Below are 20,443 nucleotides of genomic sequence, written 5' to 3' on the forward strand. Positions count from 1 at the left end.
AAACCCGGGAGGACGGCGTTGCCGCAGCGAAGAACGCAGATCCTTCTCCACCTGATCGCGGTCGTCCTCCTGGCCACGATCGTCGTGGCCTCGCCGGCACGGGCGTCGGCGCAGGGTGCCGACGCGGCCGCGGATCCGCCGGTGCTGGAGCGTTCGCTCTACAAGACGGTGGTGTTCGAAGGCGCCACCAACACCATCGATCTGCTGCTGTTCGGCAGCCTCCTCGGCGGCCACCTCTACGCCGGACCGGCGTTCCTGGCGGTGAATGCGACGGCGGCCGCCGTGCTCTACTACGGTCACGAAGTCGCCTGGGGCTACCTCGGCCCGCCGGACACCGACTACGACGTCAACACCAACATCCTCAAGGGCATCACCTTCCGCCTTGCCAGTTCGACGCGCGCGTTCGCCGTCGGCTACGGCTTCACCGGCAACCCGATCGCGGCCGGCGGCTTCATGGTCGGCAGCGCGGTCGGCGAGACCGTCGTCTACGTCGCCAGCGAGTACGGCTGGGAGTTCTACGACCAGTACCGCGACCAGGCGGCCACGACCCGGGTCAAGGCGATTCCCGCAGCATGGCACGGAGACCGGACATCCCGATGACTTCCACCAAGCGCATCCTGACGACCCATGCCGGCAGCCTGCCGCGCCCCGGACGGCTGGTTCAGCTGTACGCCCACCGCGTCAACGGCGAGCCGATCGACGAGGCGGCCCTGGCCGCCGAAGGCGATGCCGCGACCCGGGCCGTGGTGGCCCGCCAGCGCGAGGTCGGCATCGACGTGCCGAGCGACGGCGAGCAGGTCCGCGAGGGCTTCTTCCTGTACGTGCAGCGCCGGATGTCCGGCTTCGGCGGCCGTTGGACCCGCCGGCCCAGCCGCGAGTTCGACGCCTACCCGGAGTTCGCGGAGGTGCGGCGGCAGGCCCTGGCCACCACCAAGGGCGTGACCAACTTCTCGCCGCCGATGGCGATCGGCCCGGTGCGCTACGAGGACCGGGCGGCCAACGCCGCCGAGATCGAGGGCTTCAAGACCGCGCTGGCCGCCGCCGGCGACGAGTTCGCCGACGCCTTCATCACCGCGCCCTCGCCCGGCATCGTCGCGATGGCGATGAAGAACGACTACTACCCCGACGACGAGGCCTACCTGCACGACGTCGCCGAGGCCCTGAAGGTCGAGTACGAGGCCGCGATCGCCGCCGGGCTGATGCTGCAGATCGACGCGCCGGACCTCGCGCTGGAACGGCACCTGACCTATGCCGACCGGCCGGTGACCGACTTCGTCGGCTTCGTCGACCGCGTCGTGGCGACCATCAACAAGGCGATCGCCGGGCTGCCGCGCGACCGCATCCGGCTGCATGTCTGCTGGGGCAACTACGAGGGGCCGCACGACCACGACGTGCCGCTGCGCGACATCCTGCCGTCGATCCTGGCGGCCGATGTCGGCACCTACATGATGCCGTTCGCGAATCCACGACATCAGCATGAAATCAAAGTGTTCCGGGACATTCCTCTGAAGAAGGATCAATCCCTGATCGTCGGCTGCATCGACACCCAGACGGCCTATGTCGAGCATCCGGAGGTGGTCGCCGACCGGCTCGAGCGGGCCGCCGAGATGGTCGGGGACCCGGCCCGCATCCAGGCCGGGACCGACTGCGGCTTCGACACCTCGGCCGGCATGGGACGGGTCACCTCGGACGTGGTCTGGGCCAAGCTGCGCAGCCTGCGCGAGGGCGCCGACATCGCCGCCGGCCGGCTGTTCTAGGCTTGCGCAAGACGAAGCGGCGGGTGGGTTCCGGATGCGTCCCGCTCCGGAATGACGACAGAGAGAGTGCGTTCCCCTTCCCTCGTCATTCCGGACGGATGCGCCAGTCCGGCGCAGCCGAGCCGGAACCCACGCTGCGACGGGCGCGTCCAATCCGCCCGAAGGACCGCTAGTAGCTCTTCGGCAGGCCGAGCACGCGCTCGGCGATGAAGCATTTGATCAGCTCCGGCGACACCGGCGCGATGCGGTTGATCAGGACCTCGCGGAACAGCCGCTCGACCCCGTACTCGGCCGCGTAGCCCATGCCGCCGAGGGTCATCACCGCCCGCTCGCAGGCCTTGAACGCCGCCTCGGCCGCCAGGTACTTGGCGGCGTTGGCCTCGGCGCCGCACGGCTCGCCGGCGTCGTACAGGGCGGCCGCCCGCAGCACCATCAGCCAAGCCGCCTCCAGCTCCATCCAGTTCTCGGCCAGCGGGTGCTGGATGCCCTGGTTCTGGCCGATCGGCCGGCCGAACACGACGCGCTCCTTGGCGTAGGTCACCGCCCGCGACAGCGCCTGGCGGCCGATCCCGACGGCCTCGGCGGCGATCATGACGCGCTCCGGGTTCAGCCCGTGCAGCAGGCATTTGAAGCCCTGCCCCTCCTCGCCGATCCGGTCGGCCACCGGCACCTCCAGCCCGTCGATGAACAGCATGTTCGAGTCGACGGCGTGCCGGCCCATCTTGTGGATCGCCCGGATCTCGACCTTGGATCGGTCGAGCGGCGCATAGAACAGGGTCAGCCCGTCGGTCGGCTTGCGCGTCGAGTCGATCGGCGAGGTCCGGGCGATGATCAGCACCCGGTCCGCCTCCTGGGCGGTCGAGGTCCAGATCTTGCGGCCGGTGATCCGGTAGACGTCGCCGTCGCGCACCGCCGCGGTCTTGATGCGGCCGGTGTCGAGCCCGGCGTCGGGCTCGGTGACACCGAAGCAGGCCCGCTCCTTGCCGGCGATCAGCGGCGGCAGGAAGCGCCGGCGCTGCTCCTCGTTGCCGAACACCACCACCGGGTTCAGGCCGAAGATGTTGATGTGGATCGACGACGACGCCGCCATGCCGCCGGCCGAGTTGGCCACCCGGTTCATCATCAGCGCCGCCTCGGTGAGCCCGAGCCCGGCGCCGCCGACATCCTCGGGCATGGCGATGCCGAGCCAGCCGCCTTCCGCCATCGCGGTCGTGTACTCGACCGGGAAGCGCGCCTGCTCGTCGGCCTTGCGCCAGTAGTCGTCGTCGAACCGGTCGATGATGCGGCCGACGGCCTCGACGACGGCCTTCTGGTCGTCGGTCAGCAGCTGGACTCCGGTCATTTCTCGCGCTTCCTCAAAGTTGGGGCCGTCGGTCGAACCACGGGCGTTCCGCCTCGAGCTGGCCGGCCAGCCGGAGCAGCAGGTCCTCGCGGCCGTAGCCGGCGCCGACATGGATTCCGACCGGAAGGCCGTCGCCGGTCCAGTGCAGCGGCACCGACATCGCCGGGCATCCGGTCATGTTGAAGAAATGGGTCACAGGCATCTCGGCATGGCACTGCCGGCCGAACGCGTCGCCGCCGGTCTCGTCCGGCCGCAGGGTGCCGAGCGCGAACGGCGGCCGTCGCATGGTGGTCGACACCAGCACGTCGAACCGCTCGAAGAACTGCCCGAACATCCGGCCGGCCCGGTGAAACGCGGTCACGGCGGCCGCATAGTCCGGCGCCGTCAGCGACCGGCCCGAGCGGGCGATCTCCCAGCTGGCGCGCTCGTAGCCGGTGCCGTCCGGCTCGCGGCCGAGCTCGGCCGAGCGCATCGCCACGGTGTTCCAGGAGTTGGCCGCGACGATCACCATGATCGCCCGGTTCAGGGCGGCTGCGTCGATCTCCGGCATCGCCTCCTCGACCTGGTGGCCGAGCCCCTCCAGCAGCCGGCCCGCCGCCTCGACCGCCCGCCGGTTCTCCGGGTCGAGCAGGAGGCCGTCCAGGCCCTGAAGATGCAGGGCGACGCGCAGCCGGCCGGGATCGGCGCCGACCTCATCCAGGAACGGCCGTGCCGGGGCCGGAGCTGCGTACGGATCGCCCACCTCCGGTCCCGAGGTCGCATCCAGCATGGCGGCGCTGTCACGCACGCTGCGGCTGATCACGTGGCTGCAGGCGAGCCCGGCCCAGCCCTCGCCGACGAACGGCCCCATCGGATTGCGTCCGCGGCTGGGCTTCAGGCCGAACAGCCCGCACTGCGCCGCCGGGATCCGGATCGAGCCGCCGCCGTCGCTGCCGTGGGCCATCGGCACGATGCCGGCGGCAACCGCCGCCGCCGCGCCGCCGGACGAGCCGCCTGCCGTCCGCCCGAGGTCCCAGGGGTTCCGGGTCGGGCCGGTCGCGACCGGCTCGGTGGAGATGCTGATCCCCTCCTCCGAGGTCGCCGTCCGCCCGAAGCTGACCAGCCCCGCCTCTCGGCAGCGTGCGACATAGGTGAAGTCGGCGGGCGCGGTGAACCCGTCCCAGAACCGCGACCCGTTGCCCGCCGGCACCCCGGCCTCGAAGGTGTAGAGGTCCTTGAACAGGAACGGCACGCCGGCGAACGGCCCGGAGCCGATCCCGTCCCGGACCGCCTGCCGGGCGCGCTCGTCGAGCCGTCGGACGATCGCGTTGACCCGCGGGTTCACCGCGTCGGCCCGCGCCAGGGCGGCCTCCAGCACCTCGGACGCCGACACCTCGCCCCGCCGGATCAGGGCGGCCAGGCCGAGCGCGTCGTGACGGGCGTAGTCGTCGTGGCCGAGCATCGGATCTCCAGCGCCTAGAGGGCCGGCACGCGGTCGAACCAGGGCCTGGCCTGCTCGAGCTGGGAGGCCAGCCGGATCAGCAGGTCCTCGCGCCCGAACGCCGCCCCGATGTGGATGCCGACCGGCAGGCCGTCGGCGGTCCAGTGCAGCGGCACCGACATCGCCGGGCAGCCGGTGGCGTTGAACAGCGGCGTGACCGGCATCTCGTCCATCAGCAGGCGGTAGTAGTCGTCGAGGTCCTGCTCGTTCTGTCGCAGCACGCCGAGCTTCACCGGCGGCTCGCGCATGGTGGTCGACAGCATCACGTCCCAGCTCTCGAAGAACGCCGCCAGCTGGCGGCCGGCGACGTGCACCGCGGTCACCGCCGCGGCGTAGTCGGCCGCGGTGTAGGACCGACCCTCCTCGGCCCAGGCCCAGGTCGCCTTCTCCAGGCCGTAGCCGTCGGGCCGGCGGCCGAGCGCGTCGTAGCGCAGCGCCACCGCGTTCCACAGGTTGCCGGCGATGATGACCCGGAACGCCCTGGAGATCGCGGCGACGTCGAGCGTCGGCATCGCCTCGTCGACCTCGTGCCCGAGCTCCTGCAGCAGCCTGGCCGCCTCCTCGGCGGCGCGCCGGTTCTCCGGGTCGAGCGGCCGGCCGTCGAGGCCGGTGGTGTGCAGGGCGACCCGCAGCCGGCCCGGATCGGTGCCGACCTCCTGCAGGAACGGCCGGGCCGGCGGCGGCGCCGCGTACGGGTCGCCGGGCGCCGGGCCCGAGGTGGCGTCGAGCATGGCGGCGCTGTCGCGCACGCTGCGGCTGACCACGTGGCCGGTCGCCAGGCCGGACCAGCCCTCGCCGACGAACGGGCCGGCGGGGTTGCGGCCGCGGGTCGGCTTCAGGCCGAACAATCCGCAATTGGCCGCCGGAATCCGGATCGAGCCGCCGCCGTCGGTGGCGTGCGCCACCGGCACGATGCCGGCCGCCACCGCCGCCGCGGCGCCGCCGGACGAGCCGCCGGCCGAGCGCTCCAGGTCCCAGGGATTGCGGGTCGGGCCATTGGCCACCGGCTCGGTGGTCCAGGCGACCCCGAGTTCCGGCGTGTTGGTCTTGCCGAACACCACCAGGCCGGCGGCCCGGCAGCGCCGGGTGTAGGTGAAGTCGGCCGGCGAGGCGTAGTCCTGCCACAGCCGCGAGCCGTTGCCGAGCGGCGCCCCCTCGTAGCCCATGTACAGGTCCTTGAGCAGGAACGGCACGCCGGCGAACGGCCCTTGCGGCAGGTCGGCGGCGACCCGGCCGCGCGCCTCGGCGTCCATGCGGTGGACGATGGCGTTGATCGTCGGATTGACCGCGTCGGCCCGGGCGATCGCCGCCTCCAGGACCTCCTCCGGCGTGACGTCCCCGCCGGCGATCAGACGGGCGAGGCCGAGGCCGTCGTGCTCGGCATAGTCGGAAAACGCAGCCATGGGGCCTCCGCGGTCTACAGGTCGACCTTGTCTTCCAGGGACTGGCCGCGGAAGAACCGGTCGGCATTGGCGAACATCTGGCGGAACTTGCGGTGCATGATGTCGCGGGTACCGGGCGCATTGTGCGGGGTCAGCACGACGTTGCGGAACGGCGCGAACGGCGACGGCCCGACCACCGGCTCGATCTCGAACACGTCGAGCCCGGCGCCGCCGAGCTTTCCGGATGTCAGGCCGTCAAGCAGCGCCGGTTCCGAGACCACCGGGCCGCGGGCGCAGTTGATCAGGATCGCGCCGTCCTTCATGGCGGCGATCGCCTCGGCGTCGATCATGTGCCGCGTCAGGTCGGTCAGCGGGACGTGCAGGGTAACGAAATCGGAGCTGGCGATCAGTTCGTCGAACGGCAGCCGCTCGACCCGCAGCGCATGCTCGACCGCCGGGTCCATGTCGAGGATGTCGTGATAGGCCACCCGGCCGCACTCGAACGGGATCAGCCGTCGCGCCACCTGCTTGCCGATCCGGCCCAGCCCGATGATCCCGACATTGGCGCCGCCGAGGCCGCGCGCCTCGGCCCGGACCGTGTTCGAGTGCCAGCGCCCGGCCCGCAGTTCCGAGTCCTGCCAGGCCAGCCGGCGGCCGACCGCCAGCATCATCATGATGGTGTGCTCGGCGACGCCCTCCGGGGTGCCGCCGGGCGTGATCGCCAGCGGAATCTGGCGGTCGCGCAGGGCCGTGGTGGCGACCGTGTCGTGGTAGCCGACCCCCTGGTGCAGAACCAGCCGCAGCTTCGGGGCGGCCTCGACATGCCATGCCTCCAGGCGCTTGGCGCCGATCAGCACGACCTCGGCGTCGGCCAGCCTCTCGCGCACCTCGGCGTCGTCGCCGGTTTCCAGGTAGACGATCTCGAAGCCCTCGGGCATCTCCTGCTCGATCAGTCCGCGCAGGTTGGCGTCGGCGGGCACGAAGTAGAGAACTCGGACGGTCATGGCTCGCACGCGAGAAGGTGGCGGGACACGGCCGATGACGGGATCGCACAGGGCGAGCCGGGCCGCGGGGGCCGGAATGCTAGCGGTCCGGAAGGAGGTTTGTCATGCGGTCACACGAAGAAGATGCGCATCCGTCGCCGGCCGGCGACACCGTGGCGTCCTGGCGGCCCCGTCTGCGGGCGCTGGTGGCCGACGACCCGGCGGCCGATTCGGCGCACGATATCCATCACCTGGACCGGGTCTGGGCGAACGCCCGGTCGATCCTGAACGCGCCGGAGCACGTCGGGCGGGCCGACGTGCTGGTGGTCCTGGCCGCCGCCTACCTGCACGACTGCGTGGCGGTCCCGAAGGACTCGCCGGACCGGCCGCGGGCCTCGCGCATGGCGGCCGAACGCGCCACCGGGCTACTACGGGGCATCGGCTTTCCGGCCGACCGGCTGATGGCGGTCGGCCACGCCATCGCCGCGCACAGCTATTCCGCCGGCATTCCCCCGGAGACCCTGGAGGCCGAGATACTGCAGGACGCCGACCGGCTGGACGCGGTCGGCGCCATCGGCCTGGCCCGCACCATCGCGGTCGGCGCCGAGCTCGGCCGGCCGCTGTTCCACCCGACCGATCCGGCGGCCCGGCACCGGCCGGTCGACGAGGCGACCTGGTCGGCCGACCACCTGATGGAAAAGATCGTCAAGCTGCCGGGGCGCATGAACACGGCAGCCGCCCGGGCGATCGCCGAGCGGCGCATCCGGATCGTGCACGACTTCCTCGACGGCCTCGCCGAGGAGACCGCTACCGACCAGGTCTAAGCCGGGTCAGGACCGCTTCGGACCGGCGTCGGCCACCGTGATCGGCGGCGCCAGCGGCCGGCAGGTGACCTCGACATCCCCGACCGGGAACGTCCCGTAGGCCTGGACCATGGCGCGACCGCCGATGAAGTGGCCGAGTCGCTGGCAGTCCTCGTAGGTCCGGGTCACCGTCGTGTCCGAGCGGTAGGTGCAGACGTCCTGACCGGGCGAGCAGGCGATGATGAGAGCGAGCATCCACATGCGACAAGGATGTGCGCACACCGTGCGCCCGTCAAGCGCACTTGGTGCGCTTTGAGACAGTTGCGTTACAGCAGCCGGTCCTGGCGCGGGTCGCCGCCGTCGACCTCGACGATCCGGTCGGCAACCGCCGCGTGCTCCTCCACCGATCCGTCGGCCTGCAGGTGCCGGACCGTGTGCCCGCGCGCCAGCAGCAGCGGCGCGACCAGCCGGGACCGGTGGCAGCGGGCCGGGTCGGATTCGGCGCACATCAGCGCGACGCGATAGCGGGCGGCCCCGTCGGCCAGCCGGTCGAGGGCGGCGTTCACCGCGTCCTCGGACGGCGGCGGCGCGTCGCCACGCTTGCCGCCCAATGCCTCGCCGAGCCAGACATAGGCGATGCCGGCTTCCGCCAATGCGGCGCGCAGCGGCTCGCGGTTGAAGTGCTTCACGCGACGCGAATACGGGGCCGAGCGGACGTCGGCGATCGCCGTCACCCCGGCCGAGCGCAGCAGCGCGATGAACCGGTCGAGCGCGTGGTTGGAGTGCCCGACGGTCCAGAACTCGGCGCGCCCGCCCATGTCAAAGCGTGAACAGCGCCTCGATCTTCCGGCGCAGCTGGTTGGGACTGAACGGCTTGACCACGTAGGCGTCGACGCCGTTGCGGGCGGCCGCGACGACGAAGTCCTGGGTCGCCTTGCCGGTCAGCATCACGAACTTCATGTGCGGCCAGCGCAGCCGGACGGCCTTGAGGAAGTCCAGGCCGGAGACCTTCGGCATGTTCCAGTCCGACACGATCAGCTGGAACTGGCCCTGCTCGCGCTCAAGCACCGCCAGCGCCTGCTCGCCGTCGCGGACCGCGACGATGTCGGTGATGCCCATGACCTTGAGGGCGCCCTGCGCCAGCTTGGTGGCCATCGGCTCGTCCTCGGCCAGCAGCACGCGCAGCCCGGCATAGGTCGGCAGCGGCTGCGGGGCGGACGGACGGTCGGCTTCCTGGTTCATTCGGCGGCGGTCCTGCGGACTGAGGCGCGCAAGGCGGCGAGGCCTTCCGCGATCGCGGCCGGCAGGGCGTCGCACCCGGCCGCCGCGTCCTGCATATGCCCCGACGCGACCGCCTCTTCAACCGTTCGTGCCCACGACCACACTCCGCGCAGGCCGATCGAGCCGGCCGCACTCTTCAGCCCATGGGCGGCGTCGCCGATGGCGGCCGGGTCGCCGCCGTCCCTGCCCGCCTCGAACGCCGCCAGCGCGTCGCGCGCGGTCTCCTCGAACGCGCCGACCAGCTCCTCGGCCATCTCGGCGCCGAGCTGGTCGGCCAGGGCCCGGTAAACCGCCGGCTCGAACGGGTCGGACCCGGCCTCCAGCAGAGCCGTCGGGTCGCCGTCATCGAGCGGCTCGGAGCCCGGCCCGTCCTCCGGCTCCGGCACTGTCGAGACAGCCCGGGCCAGGGTCCGGAACAGCGCCCGCGGGTCGATCGGCTTCGCCACCGCGGCATCCATGCCGGCGTCGAGGCAGGCCCGCACCTCGTGCTCCATCGCCCCGGCGGTCGCCGCCACCACCGGCACTGCCGAGAGCGGCGGGTCGAGCGCGCGGATCGCCCGGGTCGCGGCGACCCCGTCCATCTCCGGCATGTGCAGGTCCATCAGCACCAGGTCGACGCCGCCGGCCGCGACCGCGGCCACCGCCTGCCGGCCGTCCGGCACCACCGTGACCCGATGGCCGCGCTTCTCCAGCAGGCCGCGGGCGACCCGCTGATTGACCGGGTTGTCCTCGGCGACCAGCACGTGCAGGGGCGGCAGGTCGTCCGCCCCGTCCGCCGCCTCGGCCGCCGGCTCGACGCCCTCCGGCAGGGTCAGGGCGATCCGGAAGGTCGAGCCCCGCCCGGGCGCGCTCTCGACCTCGATGGTGCCGCCCATGCGGTCGACGATGCGCTTCGAGATCGACAGCCCGAGCCCGGTGCCGCCGTAGCGCCGCGCGATCGAGGCGTCGGCCTGGGCGAACTCCTGGAACAGCCGGGACCGTGCCGCCTCGTCCATGCCGATCCCGGTGTCGGTGACCTCGACCACCAGCGGGATGCCACCCTGCCCAGTGCCACGAAGGACCGAGACCGTGACCGAGCCGGAGTCGGTGAACTTGACCGCGTTGCCGACGAGATTGAGCAGGACCTGCCGAAGCCGCCCGGCATCGCCACGCAGGTACGGCGGCACGTCGTCCGCGACCCGCGCGTGCAGCAGCAGCCCCTTCTCCGACGCCCGGCCGCTCATCAGCGCCACGGTGCCCTCGACCAGCCGCCGGACGTCGAAATCGGCTTCCTCGAGCTCGAACCGCCCGGCCTCCAGCTTCGAGAGGTCGAGGATGTCGTTGAGGATGGTCATCAGGGCTTCGCCGGAGTCCAGCACGATGCCGGCGGTCTCGCGCTCGCGGGCCGCGAGGTCGCCGTCCAGCAGCAGGCGGGTCATGCCGATCACGCCGTTCATCGGCGTACGGATCTCGTGGCTCATCATCGCCAGGAACTCGGACTTGGCGCGGGTCGCCGCCTCCGCCCGCTCCTTGGCGTCGCGCACCTCGGCCATGGCGTCCTTGAACACCGCCAGCGCCGACGCCATCGCGCCGACCTCGTCGCGCCGGCCGAGGTCCGGCACCGCAATGTCGCGGGCGCCGCCGGCCAGCGCCGTCATCGCCCGCTCCATGCGGCCGAGCGGGCGCACGATGGTCTGGATCATCCAGCCCGCCACCGCCAGGGCGACCAGCGCCACGCCGGCCACCACCGCCAGGGTGAAGGTCTTGGTCTGGTCGATCAGGCGCTCGGCCTCCAGCCAGAACCGGAATCCGCCGGAAGCCGCCGCCTCGACCAGGATCTCCAGATCGTCCCGGATGCCCTCGGCGAGGTTCTCCACGAACTGCACCTCCGCGGCACTCATCCCGGCCTTTCCCTGGCGTGTCCACCAGGTCTCGACATCGGCCTGAATCGCCGCCACCAACCCACGCATCTCGTCGGACTGCGATCGCTCCGACACCACCTCCAGATCGGACGACAACTGGCCCCAGCGCTCCGCCCGCTCCTCGGGCGAAGCCGCCCGCTGCATGACCTCGAACGCGGTCTGGGCCGAGCGCGCATAGTTGATCGCCTGCAGCGGCTGGTCGTACAGGCGCTGGGCGAGATCGCCGAGCGACCAGGTGGCGGTCAGGGCGACGCCGGCCAGCGCCGCCGCCGCGACCACGGCGACCAGGAACGCCCCCAGCAGCTTGAACCGGATCGACACGTCGGGTCCCGCGCTCCCTGTCCGAGCGGCCGCCTACTCGACCGTGGCCTACTCGACCGTGACCGTCAGCTTCATCTTCGGGTGGATCCGGCAGCGGACCTCGACCGTGCCGGGTGCGGCAAGGGTCACCGCGTTGCTCTGCCCGGGCGGCTGGATCCCGAGGTTGAAGACGTTGCCGTCGGACTCCGAATAGACGTTGTGGTCGTAGAAGTCCTCGTTGGCGAACACGACGCTGTCGCCGGCCTTGACGGTCAGAGCCGCCGGCTCGAAGGCCTTGCCCGACTGCACGACCCGGCTCTCGCCGGCGAAGGCCGCGGCCGCGGCGAGCGTGCCGATGGTGCTACCGATGGCGACCGCGCCCGCGAGCGCCCGGAGGTTGTGGCGCATGATGTGGTTTCCTCGACCGTTGCGATCCCGGACACACTACCGCAAGGCGAACGCAGGACGCGAGAAAGCGCACGCCGTCACGGGGTGTTGAAGCCACGACGACGGAGCGGCGGGTGGGTCCCGGCTCTGCGCGACTGCGTCGCTGCAGCCGGGATGAGGTGGAGGAGCGATGGGGCGCACTACTTGTGTCCCTCATCCCGGCCGGAGCGCAGCGCAGAGCCGGGACCTACAGGCTGCCCCTGCCGCCCTACCCCGCCAGCTTGGCCTTCAGCAGTTCGTTGACCATGCCCGGGTTGGCCTTGCCGCCGGAACGCTTCATGGTCTGGCCGACGAAGAAGCCGAACAGCTTGTCCTTGCCGCCCCGGTACTCGGCGACCTTGTCCTGGTTCTCGGCCAGCACCGCGTCGACGATCGCCTCGATGGCGCCGGTGTCGGAGACCTGCTTGAGGCCCTTCTCTTCGACGATGGCGGCGGCGTCCTTGCCGGTCTCCAGCATCTCGGCGAACACGTCCTTGGCGATCCGGCCGGAGATCGTGCCGTCGCCCAGCAGGTCCATCAGCCCGCCCATCGCGTCGGCCGAGACCGGGCTGTCGGCGAGGTCGAGGCCGGCTTTGTTCAGGGCGCCGAACAGCTCGCTCAGCACCCAGTTGGCGGCGATCTTCGGGTCGCGCTTACCGGAACCGCCCTTGACCACGGCCTCGTACCAGTCGGCGGTCGCCCGCTCCTCGGTCAGCGACGAGGCGTCGTACAGCGACAGGCCGTACTCGCTCATGAACCGCGCCTTGCGGGCGTCCGGCAGCTCCGGCAGCGACGCCTTCAGCTCGGCGATCCGGGCCGGGTCGAGCACCAGCGGCAGCAGGTCCGGGTCCGGGAAGTAGCGGTAGTCGTGCGCCTCCTCCTTGGAGCGCATCGACCGGGTCTCGCCGCGGTTGGCGTCGAACAGCCGGGTCTCCTGGTCGATCGTGCCGCCGGCCTCAAGGATCTCGATCTGGCGCCGGGCCTCGTACTCGATGGCCTGCTGCACGAACCGGATCGAGTTGACGTTCTTGATCTCGCAGCGCGTGCCGAAGCCCTCGCCCGGCCGGCGCACCGAGACGTTCACGTCGCAGCGCATCGAGCCTTCCTGCATGTTGCCGTCGCAGGTGCCGATGTAGCGCAGGATCGAGCGCAGCTTCCTGATGTAGGCGGCGGTCTCTTCGGGCGAGCGCAAATCCGGCTTGGAGACGATCTCCATCAGCGCCACGCCGGAGCGGTTCAGGTCGATGTAGGACTTCGACGGGTGCTGGTCGTGCAGCGACTTGCCGGCGTCCTGCTCCAGGTGCAGCCGCTCGATCCCGACCTCGCAGGTCCGGCCGTCCTCGAGATCGAGATGGACCACGCCCTCGCCGACGATCGGCTGCAGATACTGGCTGATCTGGTAGCCCTGCGGCAGGTCGGCGTAGAAGTAGTTCTTGCGGTCGAAGACGCTGACCTCGTTGATCCTCGCCTCGAGCGCCAGGCCGGTGCGCACCGCCTGGTCCACGCATTCCCGGTTGATCACCGGCAGCATGCCCGGCATGGCGGCGTCGACCAGGCTGACCTGGCTGTTCGGCTCGGCCCCGAACGCGGTGGCCGCGCCGGAGAACAGCTTGGATTTGGAGGTCACCTGGGCGTGGACCTCCAGGCCGATCACCAGCTCCCAGGGGCCGGTCTCGCCCTGGATGCGGTACGGCTGGGCGCTGTCTGCTTCAGCCATGGTTCAGATCCCTTCCAGCATGGCGGGGCGGGCGGCGAACGCCGCCGCCTTCTCGAGCGCGCGGGCGACCCGCAGCAGCTTCGCCTCCTCGAACATCGCCCCCATGACCTGCAATCCGAGCGGCAGGCCGCGGGCCGACAGCCCGGCCGGCACCGAGATGCCGGGCAGGCCGGCCAGGTTCAGCGGCACCGTGAACACGTCGTTCAGGTACATCTTCACCGGGTCGTCGACCTCGGCGCCGATCGCGAAGGCGTCGGACGGGGCGGTCGGCGCCAAGATCGCGTCGACGGTCTCGAACGCCTGGTCGAAGTCGCGGCGGATCAGCGAGCGCACCCGCTGGGCCTTGCGGTAGTACGCGTCGTAGTAGCCGGCCGACAGCACGTAGGTGCCGATCAGGATGCGGCGCTGGACCTCGGCGCCGAAGCCCGCGCCGCGGGTGTTGGCGTACATCTCCGCCAGGCTGTCGCCGTCGACCCTGAGGCCGTAGCGCACGCCGTCGTAGCGCGCCAGGTTCGACGACGCCTCGGCCGGGGCGATGATGTAGTAGGTCGGCAGCGCGTACGGGGTGTGCGGCAGCGAGATGTCGACGATCTCCGCACCCGCGTCCTTCAGCCACTCGACACCCTGGGCCCACAGCTTCTCGATCTCGGCCGGCATGCCGTCGATCCGGTACTCCTTCGGCACGCCGATCCTGAGCCCCTTCACGCCGTCCTCCAGCCCGGCCGAGAAGTCCGGCACCGGCAGCGGGGCCGAGGTCGAGTCCTTCGGATCGTGACCGGCCATGCCGGACAGCATCAGTGCGGCGTCGGCGACCGTGCGGGTCATCGGCCCGGCCTGGTCGAGCGACGAGGCGAACGCCACGATGCCCCAGCGCGAGCAGCGGCCGTAGGTCGGGCGCATGCCGACGATGCCGGTGAACCCGGCCGGCTGGCGGATCGAGCCGCCGGTGTCGGTGCCGGTCGCGGCCAGCGCCGCCCGGCCGGCGACCGCCGAGGCCGAACCGCCGGACGAACCGCCCGGCACCAGCTTGGTCTCCGCGTCGTCGGCGGCGCGCCACGGGTTGACCGCCGGGCCGTAGTACGAGGTCTCGTTCGACGAGCCCATAGCGAACTCGTCGAGGTTGGTCTTGCCGAGCATGACGGCGCCGGCGCCCCACAGGTTCGACGTCACCGTCGACTCGTAGGGCGGCTTGAAGCCGTCGAGGATGTGCGAGGCGGCGGTCGTCAGCACGCCCTCGGTGCAGAACAGGTCCTTGACCGCGATCGGCAGGCCTTCCAGCGGCCCGCCCTCGCCCTTGGCCAGCTTCTCGTCACACACCTTGGCCATCGCCAGCGCCCGGTCGGCGGTGACGGTGATGTAGGCGTTCAGGTTCCGGGTCGCCTCGATGCGGTCAAGATAGGCCCGCGTCAGCTCGGTGCTGGTGGTCTCGCCGGCGCGCAGGGCATCGCGGGCGGCGACGAGATCGAGGTCCAGAAGCCCGCCCATCACTCGACCACCTTGGGCACGGCGTAGAAATCGCCCGCCGGGTCCGGCGCGTTCAGGGTGACCCGTTCGGGATAGCCGCCGTCGGTCACCGCATCCTCGCGCTGCGGCAGCGCGTGGCCGGTCACGTTGGCCAGCGGCTCGACACCGTCGGTGTTCACCTGGTTGAGCTGCTCGACGAAGCCGAGGATCGCGTTCAGGTCGCCGACCATCGGCTCCAGCCGATCGTCGGGAACCCGGAGGCGGGCGAGGGTCGCGATGGACGCGACGGTGGCCTTGTCGAGCGACATGGGCTAAAGACCGTACCAGTTCATTGTGAAAGCCTGAGAACGGCGGATTTCCGCCGTTTCGGAGCGCGGAAGCTAACACCGCCCATGCCCCTCTGCAAGCTTGCCGACCTGCCCCGGCTGCTGCCGCCCGGCGGCCGCCTGATGGGCCTCGACTTCGGGACCAAGACGATCGGCGTCGCGGTGTCCGACGCGGCACTTCGCGTGGCCTCGCCGGTCACCATCATCCGGCGCCGCAAATTCTCGGCCGACGCCGCCGAGATCGCCGAGCTGGTGGAGAGCCGCAACATCGGCGGCTTCGTGGTCGGGCTGCCGCTGAACATGGACGGCACCGAGGGTCCGCGTTGCCAGGCGACCCGCGACCTGACCGCCGAGCTGCTGCTGCGCCTCGACCTGCCCTGCGCCTTCCAGGACGAGCGCATGAGCACCCAGGCGGTCGAGCGGGCGATGATCGCCGAGGCCGACCTGACCCGCGCCAGGCGCAAGAAGGCGATCGACTCCGCCGCGGCCGCCTGGATCCTGCAGGCGGCGCTGGATTCCCTACCCTCGACCGAATGAGCGCCACGCTCGCCGCCCTGGCCCCGGTGTTCGGGCTGATCGTGCTGGGGGCGATCCTGCGGCCGATCGGGCCGATCGGCGAGGACGGCTGGCGGGCGCTGGAGCAGATCACCTACTGGCTGCTGCTGCCGGCCCTGCTGGTGCTGAAGCTCGGCGGCACCGACCTGACCGGCTACGAGATCGGCCCGATGGTGGCGGCGATGGCCGGCGCGGTGCTGATCGTCACGGCGTTCCTGGTGGCGGTGCGCCGGGCCACCGGCATCGGTGCCGCCGCCTACACCAGCGTGATCCAGGGCGCGATCCGGCAGAACACCTATATCGGCATCGCCGCCGCCGGGCCGCTGTACGGCCATGACGGGGTGGCGCTGGCGGCGGTCGGCATCGCCGCGGTGATCCCGCTGGTCAACGCCCTGTCGGTCTGGTTCCTGACCCGCATGATCGGCGACCGGCCGGCCGGCCTCGGCACGGTGCTGAAGTCGATGGCCAGGAACCCGATCATCATCGCCTGCCTGATCGGCATCGCCCTGAACGCCAGCGGCATCGGCCTCCACAAGCTGCTGGCCGACGGGCTGGAGCTGCTGGCCCGCGGCGCGCTCGCGCTCGGCCTGCTGGCGGTCGGCGCCGGGCTGCGCTGGGCGGCGATCCGCACCGGCTGGGGCGCACTGCTGCTGTCGAACCTGCTGAAGCTGGTCGCGGTTCCCGCGCTGACCCTGGCGCTGGCCGGCCCGCTCGGCCTGTCCGGCGTCGCCCTGCAGGTGGCGGTGCTGTTCAACGCGCTGCCGAGTTCGGCCTCGTCCTATGTGTTCGCCCGCGCGCTCGGCGGCGACCACGGCCTGATGGCGGCGATCCTGACCACCCAGGTGGCGATGGCGGCGGTCACCCTGCCGCTGTTCATCGCGCTGGTCGGATAGATCCTCGCGGACGGCGCTTTTCGGCACCGCAGCATCGCTCTAAGCTTCGCCGTCACAGCCCGAGTCCCCGCCATGCTGCCCATGTTCGAGTTCTGGCCCGCCCTGACCGCCCTCGCCGTCCTGCACCTGCTCGCCGCCATGGTGCCGGGGCCGAACACCGTGGTGGTCAGTCATCTGGCCGCGGCACAGTCGCGGGGCGCGGCGTTCCGAGCGGTCGCGGGAGTTGCGACGGCGACCGGCACGTGGGTGGTCGTCACGCTCAGCGGCGTCGCCGTGGTCCTCCACCAAGCCGAAGGACTGCTCTGGCTGATGCGGGTCGCCGGCGCGCTCTACCTGTTCTACACAGGACTGCGGCTGATCTCGGCGCTGGTCCGATCGTCCGGTGCGGACGCGGGCGCCGGCCGCGCAGCGGTCGTGGCACCGTACCGCCTCGGCCTGCTGACCAACCTGCTCAATCCCAAGTCGGGGGTGTTCTGGGTCAGCGTGTTCGCCGTCGCGGTACCGACCGGCGCCCCGACGGGCTTCTACGTTGCCGCGGTCGCCCTGATCCTGGTGCAGACATTCCTGTGGTACGGCCTGGTCGCCCTGGTGTTCGCAAGCGGCCCGGCCCGCCGATTGTACCGCCGCGCCGCCAAGTGGCTGGAGGGAATGGCCGGCCTCGCGATGATCGGCTTCGGCATCAAGCTGGCGGTCGCGGGGCGGTAACCCGCCCGCGGGGTTCCCCGGTGCCCGCATCCCGCCTAGGGTGCCGGCCATGGCAACCGACCTCGCCCTGGAGCCGGTCACCCCGCGCCTCGGCGCGCACCTGACCGGCGTCGACCTCAAGCAGCCGATCCCCGAGACCCTGGCCGCCGGCCTGCGGCAGGCCCTGGCCCGGCACCTGGTACTGTTCCTGCCCGGCCAGTTCCTCGACATCCCGGCCCTGAAGCGCGCGACCGAGGTGTTCGGACCGGTCGTGCGGGTGCCCTACATCGCGCCCTCGGCCGAGGACCCCGACGTGGTGGCGGTGCTGAAGGAGGCCGACGAGAACCGGATCTCGACCTTCGGCGGCGACTGGCATTCCGACTTCTCGTTTCTGGAGCGGCCGCCCGGCGGCTCGCTGCTGCAGGCGGTCGAGCTGCCGCCGGTCGGCGGCGATACCCTGTGGGCCGACCAGGCGACCGCCTGGGAAACCCTGCCCGACGACCTGCGCGCCGTCGTCGCCGGCCGCCGGGCCATCCAGACCGGCGCGCCCTATGGCGTGAGCCACGCACCGACTCCGGGCACCGCGACCAGCCGCTCAATAACGATCACCCGCGGCGACCCGGAGGCCGACCGCGAGCGCGCCCACCCGATCGTCCGCCGGCATCCCGACAGCGGCCGCGAGGCGCTGTTCCTGAACCCGATCTACACGATCCGCCTGGAGGGCCTGAGCGAGGCGGAGAGTGCCCCGATCCTGGCCCGCCTGTACGCCCACATGACCCGGCCGGAGTTCTGCTGCCGGCACCGCTGGCGGCCGGGCGACCTGGCGATCTGGGACAACCGCACGACCCTGCACTTCGCGGTCAACGACTACGACGGCCATCGCCGGCTGCTGTGGCGCACCACCTTCGCCGGGGAAGTGCCGATCGCGGCGTGACCGGGCCGGCTCAGAACGCCAGAATCAGCGCCGCCACGCCGCCGGCGTACAGCACGATCAGCGACGCCCCCTCGAAGCCGATGTTGGCGAAGCCCCGGCGCTCGCGCCGCAGCAGCCCGAAGATCAGGACCGCCGTCATCACGATCGACAGCATCACCAGGAACACCTGGTCCGGCGGCATCGTGTGGTAGATCGAGCCGGGCCGGTAGGCGATGTCGGAGAACGCGGTGAACAGCACGTCGAACGCGTTGCCGCCGAGGATTCCGCCGACAGCCAGGGCCAGCGCGCCCCGGCGTACCGCCGCCAGGGTGGTGACGAGCTCGGGCGTCGAGGTGACGACCGAGGTCAACAGCGCGCCTACCAGGCCCTCGCGGACGCCCGTTCTGTCCGCCAGAGCGAGTGCGCTGCCGGAGATGACGTAGCCGGCGATCCCGACGGCGATGCCGAGGCCCAGTATCACGATCGCCTGCCGAACTGGCCCGCCGGACCACCGGGCGGGCTGGTCGGGGCAGTCGAGGCTGGTCTCCGAGGTCCTCCGCGGTATCCAGCTCTGCTCGCGCTCCGACCGGTCCGCGGCCCGGACGCCCAGCAAGTAGACCAGCAGCAGCACCGGGGTCAGCGGATGCACGCCGGCCACGGCGACCGGCGGCAGCACCCGAGCCAGCAGGATCAGGCCGAGTATGATCACCAGAAGGGTGCCGGACAGGATGTTGGTGAGCGAGGCCGCCGCATGTTCGAGGTTGGCGCGCCGATAGGCCATGTCGCCGAACACCAGGAACACGGTCTGCGCGGCGATTCCACCGATGGCGTTGGCGGTCGCGAGCTCCGGAGAGCCGGCGGCGGCCGCCGACACCGAGGTGACGCTGCCCGACAGCGAGGTCAGGGCGCCGAGCAGCACCGCGCCGGTCGCCGCCTCCCCCAATCCGGTTCGGTCGGCGAACTCGTCGGCGAGCCGGGTCAGGCGGATGCCGCAGACCAGCACGACCACCGAACTCGCCGCCAGGACCGCGACGATCAGGGGAACGGTCAAGGAGGAGAAGTCGATCAACGGTCGGGCGAAGCTCCCCGGGACGGTGGCGGGCGGTATCCTCTCCCCCGCCAACGCCTGCACGGCCGGAAGGCTCCTGCAAAACTTTGCCGGACACCCGGCGCCGGTGGCGGCCTCCGCGTCGGCACGGGGATCGGGCCGGCGGCGGCGGCGCGACCACGGCGCGCCCGAGAAGACCCGCAGCCCCGACGACCTGCGCGAACGTGCTCGACCGGCGAACGTCCGCGCTACAGCCCGCCGGAGACCCGCAGCACGGCGCCGGTGACGTAGGACGCCTGCGGCGACAGCAGCCACAGCACCGCCTCGGCGATCTCCGACGGCTCGCCGGCCCGTCCCATCGGGATGCGCGCCGCCACGCGTGCCGGGCGCCCGGGCTCGCCGGCGGCGGCATGGATGTCGGTATGGGCGGTACCGGGTGCCACCGCGTTCACCCGGCTGCCGCCGGCCGCCAGCTCCTTGGCGAGGCCAATGGTGAACGCCTCGACCGCCGCCTTCGACGCCGCGTAGTGCACGTACTCGCCGGGCGCACCGAGCGTCGAGGCGACCGACGAGACGTTGACCATCACGCCGGCCACATCGCGGGCGCGCCATCGCCGGACCGCTTCCTGGGCGCACAGCATGGTGCCGAGCACGTTGACGTCGAGCACCCGCCGCAGGGTGGCGAGATCGGTGTCGACGAACGTCCCGAGCCGCCCGGTGACGCCTGTGTTGTTGACCAGGCCAGCGACCGGGCCGAGAGCGTCCTCGGCGGCCGCGAACAGCGTCGCCACCGCCTGCGGATCGGCGACGTCGCCCTGCAGCCCGACCGCCGACCCGCCGGCATCGCGGACCTCGCCCTCAAGGCGCCGCGCCGCCTCGCGGTCCTGCACGTAGCTGAACGCGACCGCCCAGCCCCGCCGCACGGCACCGCGCACGACCTCGGCACCGATCCCGCGCGACCCGCCGGTCACCAGCAGGACGGACGGCTTGTCGTCTGGATTTCCGGGCATCGTTTCACCTCGTTCGCTCGCATCTCGAGGGCTCGATGATGACCCGGCACGCCCGACCTGGGCAGAGCGCATCCGTTATGGCGATCATAAGCGATGCTTTGGAACCTGGACGGCACGCCTTGATCCGGCCGTCCTGCCGTCGCAGGATCGCCCGCCCCGCCCCTTCCCCTGCGCGACG

21 protein-coding genes are annotated in these 20,443 nt (G+C 71.6%); 7 read left to right on the top strand and 14 right to left on the bottom strand.

Features of this window, described 5'->3' with window-relative positions:
• Nucleotides 1-18 precede the first annotated feature (18 nt).
• Complete coding sequence (locus IE246_RS10725) at nucleotides 19-600, top strand: DUF2061 domain-containing protein (protein ID WP_189989222.1); 582 nt, start codon at nucleotides 19-21, stop codon at nucleotides 598-600.
• A complete protein-coding gene (locus IE246_RS10730) occupies nucleotides 597-1,757 on the top strand; it encodes a cobalamin-independent methionine synthase II family protein (protein WP_189989224.1) in 1,161 nt (386 codons plus the stop codon). The genes IE246_RS10725 and IE246_RS10730 overlap by 4 nt, the downstream gene beginning before the upstream one ends.
• Nucleotides 1,758-1,926: 169 nt before the next feature.
• Here the strand turns inward: IE246_RS10730 and IE246_RS10735 are convergent, their stop codons facing one another.
• The 4 genes from IE246_RS10735 to IE246_RS10750 are packed head-to-tail and all read right to left on the bottom strand — an operon-like array spanning nucleotide 1,927 to nucleotide 6,965.
• Entirely contained in the window at nucleotides 1,927-3,099 is a 1,173-nt protein-coding gene (locus tag IE246_RS10735; RefSeq protein WP_189989226.1) for an acyl-CoA dehydrogenase family protein, read from the bottom strand.
• A gap of 13 nt (nucleotides 3,100-3,112) precedes the next feature.
• Nucleotides 3,113-4,540, bottom strand: coding sequence for an amidase (locus tag IE246_RS10740; protein WP_189989228.1), 1,428 nt, complete (start codon nucleotides 4,538-4,540; stop codon nucleotides 3,113-3,115).
• 14 nt (nucleotides 4,541-4,554) lie between these two features.
• The gene (locus IE246_RS10745) at nucleotides 4,555-5,982 is read right to left on the bottom strand and encodes an amidase (RefSeq protein ID WP_189989231.1); all 1,428 of its coding nucleotides are present in this window, start codon (nucleotides 5,980-5,982) and stop codon (nucleotides 4,555-4,557) included.
• A 14-nt stretch (nucleotides 5,983-5,996) separates the two neighbouring features.
• On the bottom strand, nucleotides 5,997-6,965 hold the full coding sequence (locus IE246_RS10750; protein ID WP_189989233.1) for a 2-hydroxyacid dehydrogenase: 969 nt from the start codon (nucleotides 6,963-6,965) through the stop codon (nucleotides 5,997-5,999).
• 104 nt (nucleotides 6,966-7,069) lie between these two features.
• On the opposite strand from IE246_RS10750, the gene IE246_RS10755 reads away from it, so the two are divergent.
• Nucleotides 7,070-7,768 (top strand): HD domain-containing protein, encoded by a 699-nt coding sequence (locus tag IE246_RS10755; RefSeq protein WP_189989235.1) that lies wholly within the window; start codon nucleotides 7,070-7,072, stop codon nucleotides 7,766-7,768.
• Nucleotides 7,769-7,774: 6 nt separating this feature from the next.
• On the opposite strand, the gene IE246_RS10760 is transcribed toward IE246_RS10755, so the two are convergent.
• From IE246_RS10760 to gatC, 8 genes are all read right to left on the bottom strand, one after another.
• Nucleotides 7,775-8,002 carry a hypothetical protein gene (locus IE246_RS10760; RefSeq protein WP_189989237.1) on the bottom strand — a complete coding sequence of 76 codons (228 nt, stop codon included), beginning with the start codon at nucleotides 8,000-8,002 and terminating at the stop codon, nucleotides 7,775-7,777.
• A 71-nt stretch (nucleotides 8,003-8,073) separates the two neighbouring features.
• Nucleotides 8,074-8,565, bottom strand: a complete 492-nt coding sequence (locus tag IE246_RS10765; protein WP_189989239.1) for a DUF488 domain-containing protein — start codon at nucleotides 8,563-8,565, stop codon at nucleotides 8,074-8,076.
• Between the two features lies 1 nt (nucleotide 8,566).
• Nucleotides 8,567-8,989, bottom strand: coding sequence for a response regulator (locus IE246_RS10770; RefSeq protein WP_189989241.1), 423 nt, complete (start codon nucleotides 8,987-8,989; stop codon nucleotides 8,567-8,569).
• Complete coding sequence (locus tag IE246_RS10775; RefSeq protein ID WP_189989243.1) at nucleotides 8,986-11,250, bottom strand: ATP-binding protein; 2,265 nt, start codon at nucleotides 11,248-11,250, stop codon at nucleotides 8,986-8,988. The genes IE246_RS10770 and IE246_RS10775 overlap by 4 nt, the downstream gene beginning before the upstream one ends.
• A 48-nt stretch (nucleotides 11,251-11,298) precedes the next feature.
• A complete protein-coding gene (locus IE246_RS10780; protein WP_189989245.1) occupies nucleotides 11,299-11,637 on the bottom strand; it encodes a cupredoxin domain-containing protein in 339 nt (112 codons plus the stop codon).
• 247 nt (nucleotides 11,638-11,884) lie between these two features.
• Entirely contained in the window at nucleotides 11,885-13,372 is a 1,488-nt protein-coding gene (gene gatB / locus IE246_RS10785; protein ID WP_189989247.1) for an Asp-tRNA(Asn)/Glu-tRNA(Gln) amidotransferase subunit GatB, read from the bottom strand.
• A 3-nt stretch (nucleotides 13,373-13,375) separates the two neighbouring features.
• A complete protein-coding gene (gene gatA, locus IE246_RS10790) occupies nucleotides 13,376-14,857 on the bottom strand; it encodes an Asp-tRNA(Asn)/Glu-tRNA(Gln) amidotransferase subunit GatA (protein WP_189989249.1) in 1,482 nt (493 codons plus the stop codon).
• Entirely contained in the window at nucleotides 14,857-15,144 is a 288-nt protein-coding gene (gene gatC / locus IE246_RS10795; protein WP_189989251.1) for an Asp-tRNA(Asn)/Glu-tRNA(Gln) amidotransferase subunit GatC, read from the bottom strand. Before gatC ends, gatA begins: the two co-directional genes overlap by 1 nt.
• 84 nt (nucleotides 15,145-15,228) lie before the next feature.
• Here gatC and ruvX point away from each other — a divergent pair, with 84 nt between their 5' ends.
• From ruvX to IE246_RS10815, 4 genes are all read left to right on the top strand, one after another.
• Entirely contained in the window at nucleotides 15,229-15,699 is a 471-nt protein-coding gene (ruvX, locus tag IE246_RS10800; protein ID WP_189989253.1) for a Holliday junction resolvase RuvX, read from the top strand.
• Complete coding sequence (locus IE246_RS10805; RefSeq protein WP_189989255.1) at nucleotides 15,696-16,610, top strand: AEC family transporter; 915 nt, start codon at nucleotides 15,696-15,698, stop codon at nucleotides 16,608-16,610. The genes ruvX and IE246_RS10805 overlap by 4 nt, the downstream gene beginning before the upstream one ends.
• Nucleotides 16,611-16,682: 72 nt before the next feature.
• Nucleotides 16,683-17,315, top strand: coding sequence for a LysE family transporter (locus IE246_RS10810; RefSeq protein ID WP_189989257.1), 633 nt, complete (start codon nucleotides 16,683-16,685; stop codon nucleotides 17,313-17,315).
• Nucleotides 17,316-17,364: 49 nt separating this feature from the next.
• On the top strand, nucleotides 17,365-18,228 hold the full coding sequence (locus IE246_RS10815; protein WP_189989259.1) for a TauD/TfdA dioxygenase family protein: 864 nt from the start codon (nucleotides 17,365-17,367) through the stop codon (nucleotides 18,226-18,228).
• 10 nt (nucleotides 18,229-18,238) lie between these two features.
• On the opposite strand, the gene IE246_RS10820 is transcribed toward IE246_RS10815, so the two are convergent.
• Complete coding sequence (locus IE246_RS10820; RefSeq protein ID WP_189989261.1) at nucleotides 18,239-19,258, bottom strand: sodium:calcium antiporter; 1,020 nt, start codon at nucleotides 19,256-19,258, stop codon at nucleotides 18,239-18,241.
• 245 nt (nucleotides 19,259-19,503) lie between these two features.
• A complete protein-coding gene (locus tag IE246_RS10825) occupies nucleotides 19,504-20,265 on the bottom strand; it encodes an SDR family oxidoreductase (RefSeq protein ID WP_189989263.1) in 762 nt (253 codons plus the stop codon).
• Nucleotides 20,266-20,443 lie beyond the last annotated feature (178 nt).

It is taken from the genome of Thalassobaculum fulvum (assembly GCF_014652915.1).
GTDB lineage: Bacteria > Pseudomonadota > Alphaproteobacteria > Thalassobaculales > Thalassobaculaceae > Thalassobaculum_A > Thalassobaculum_A fulvum.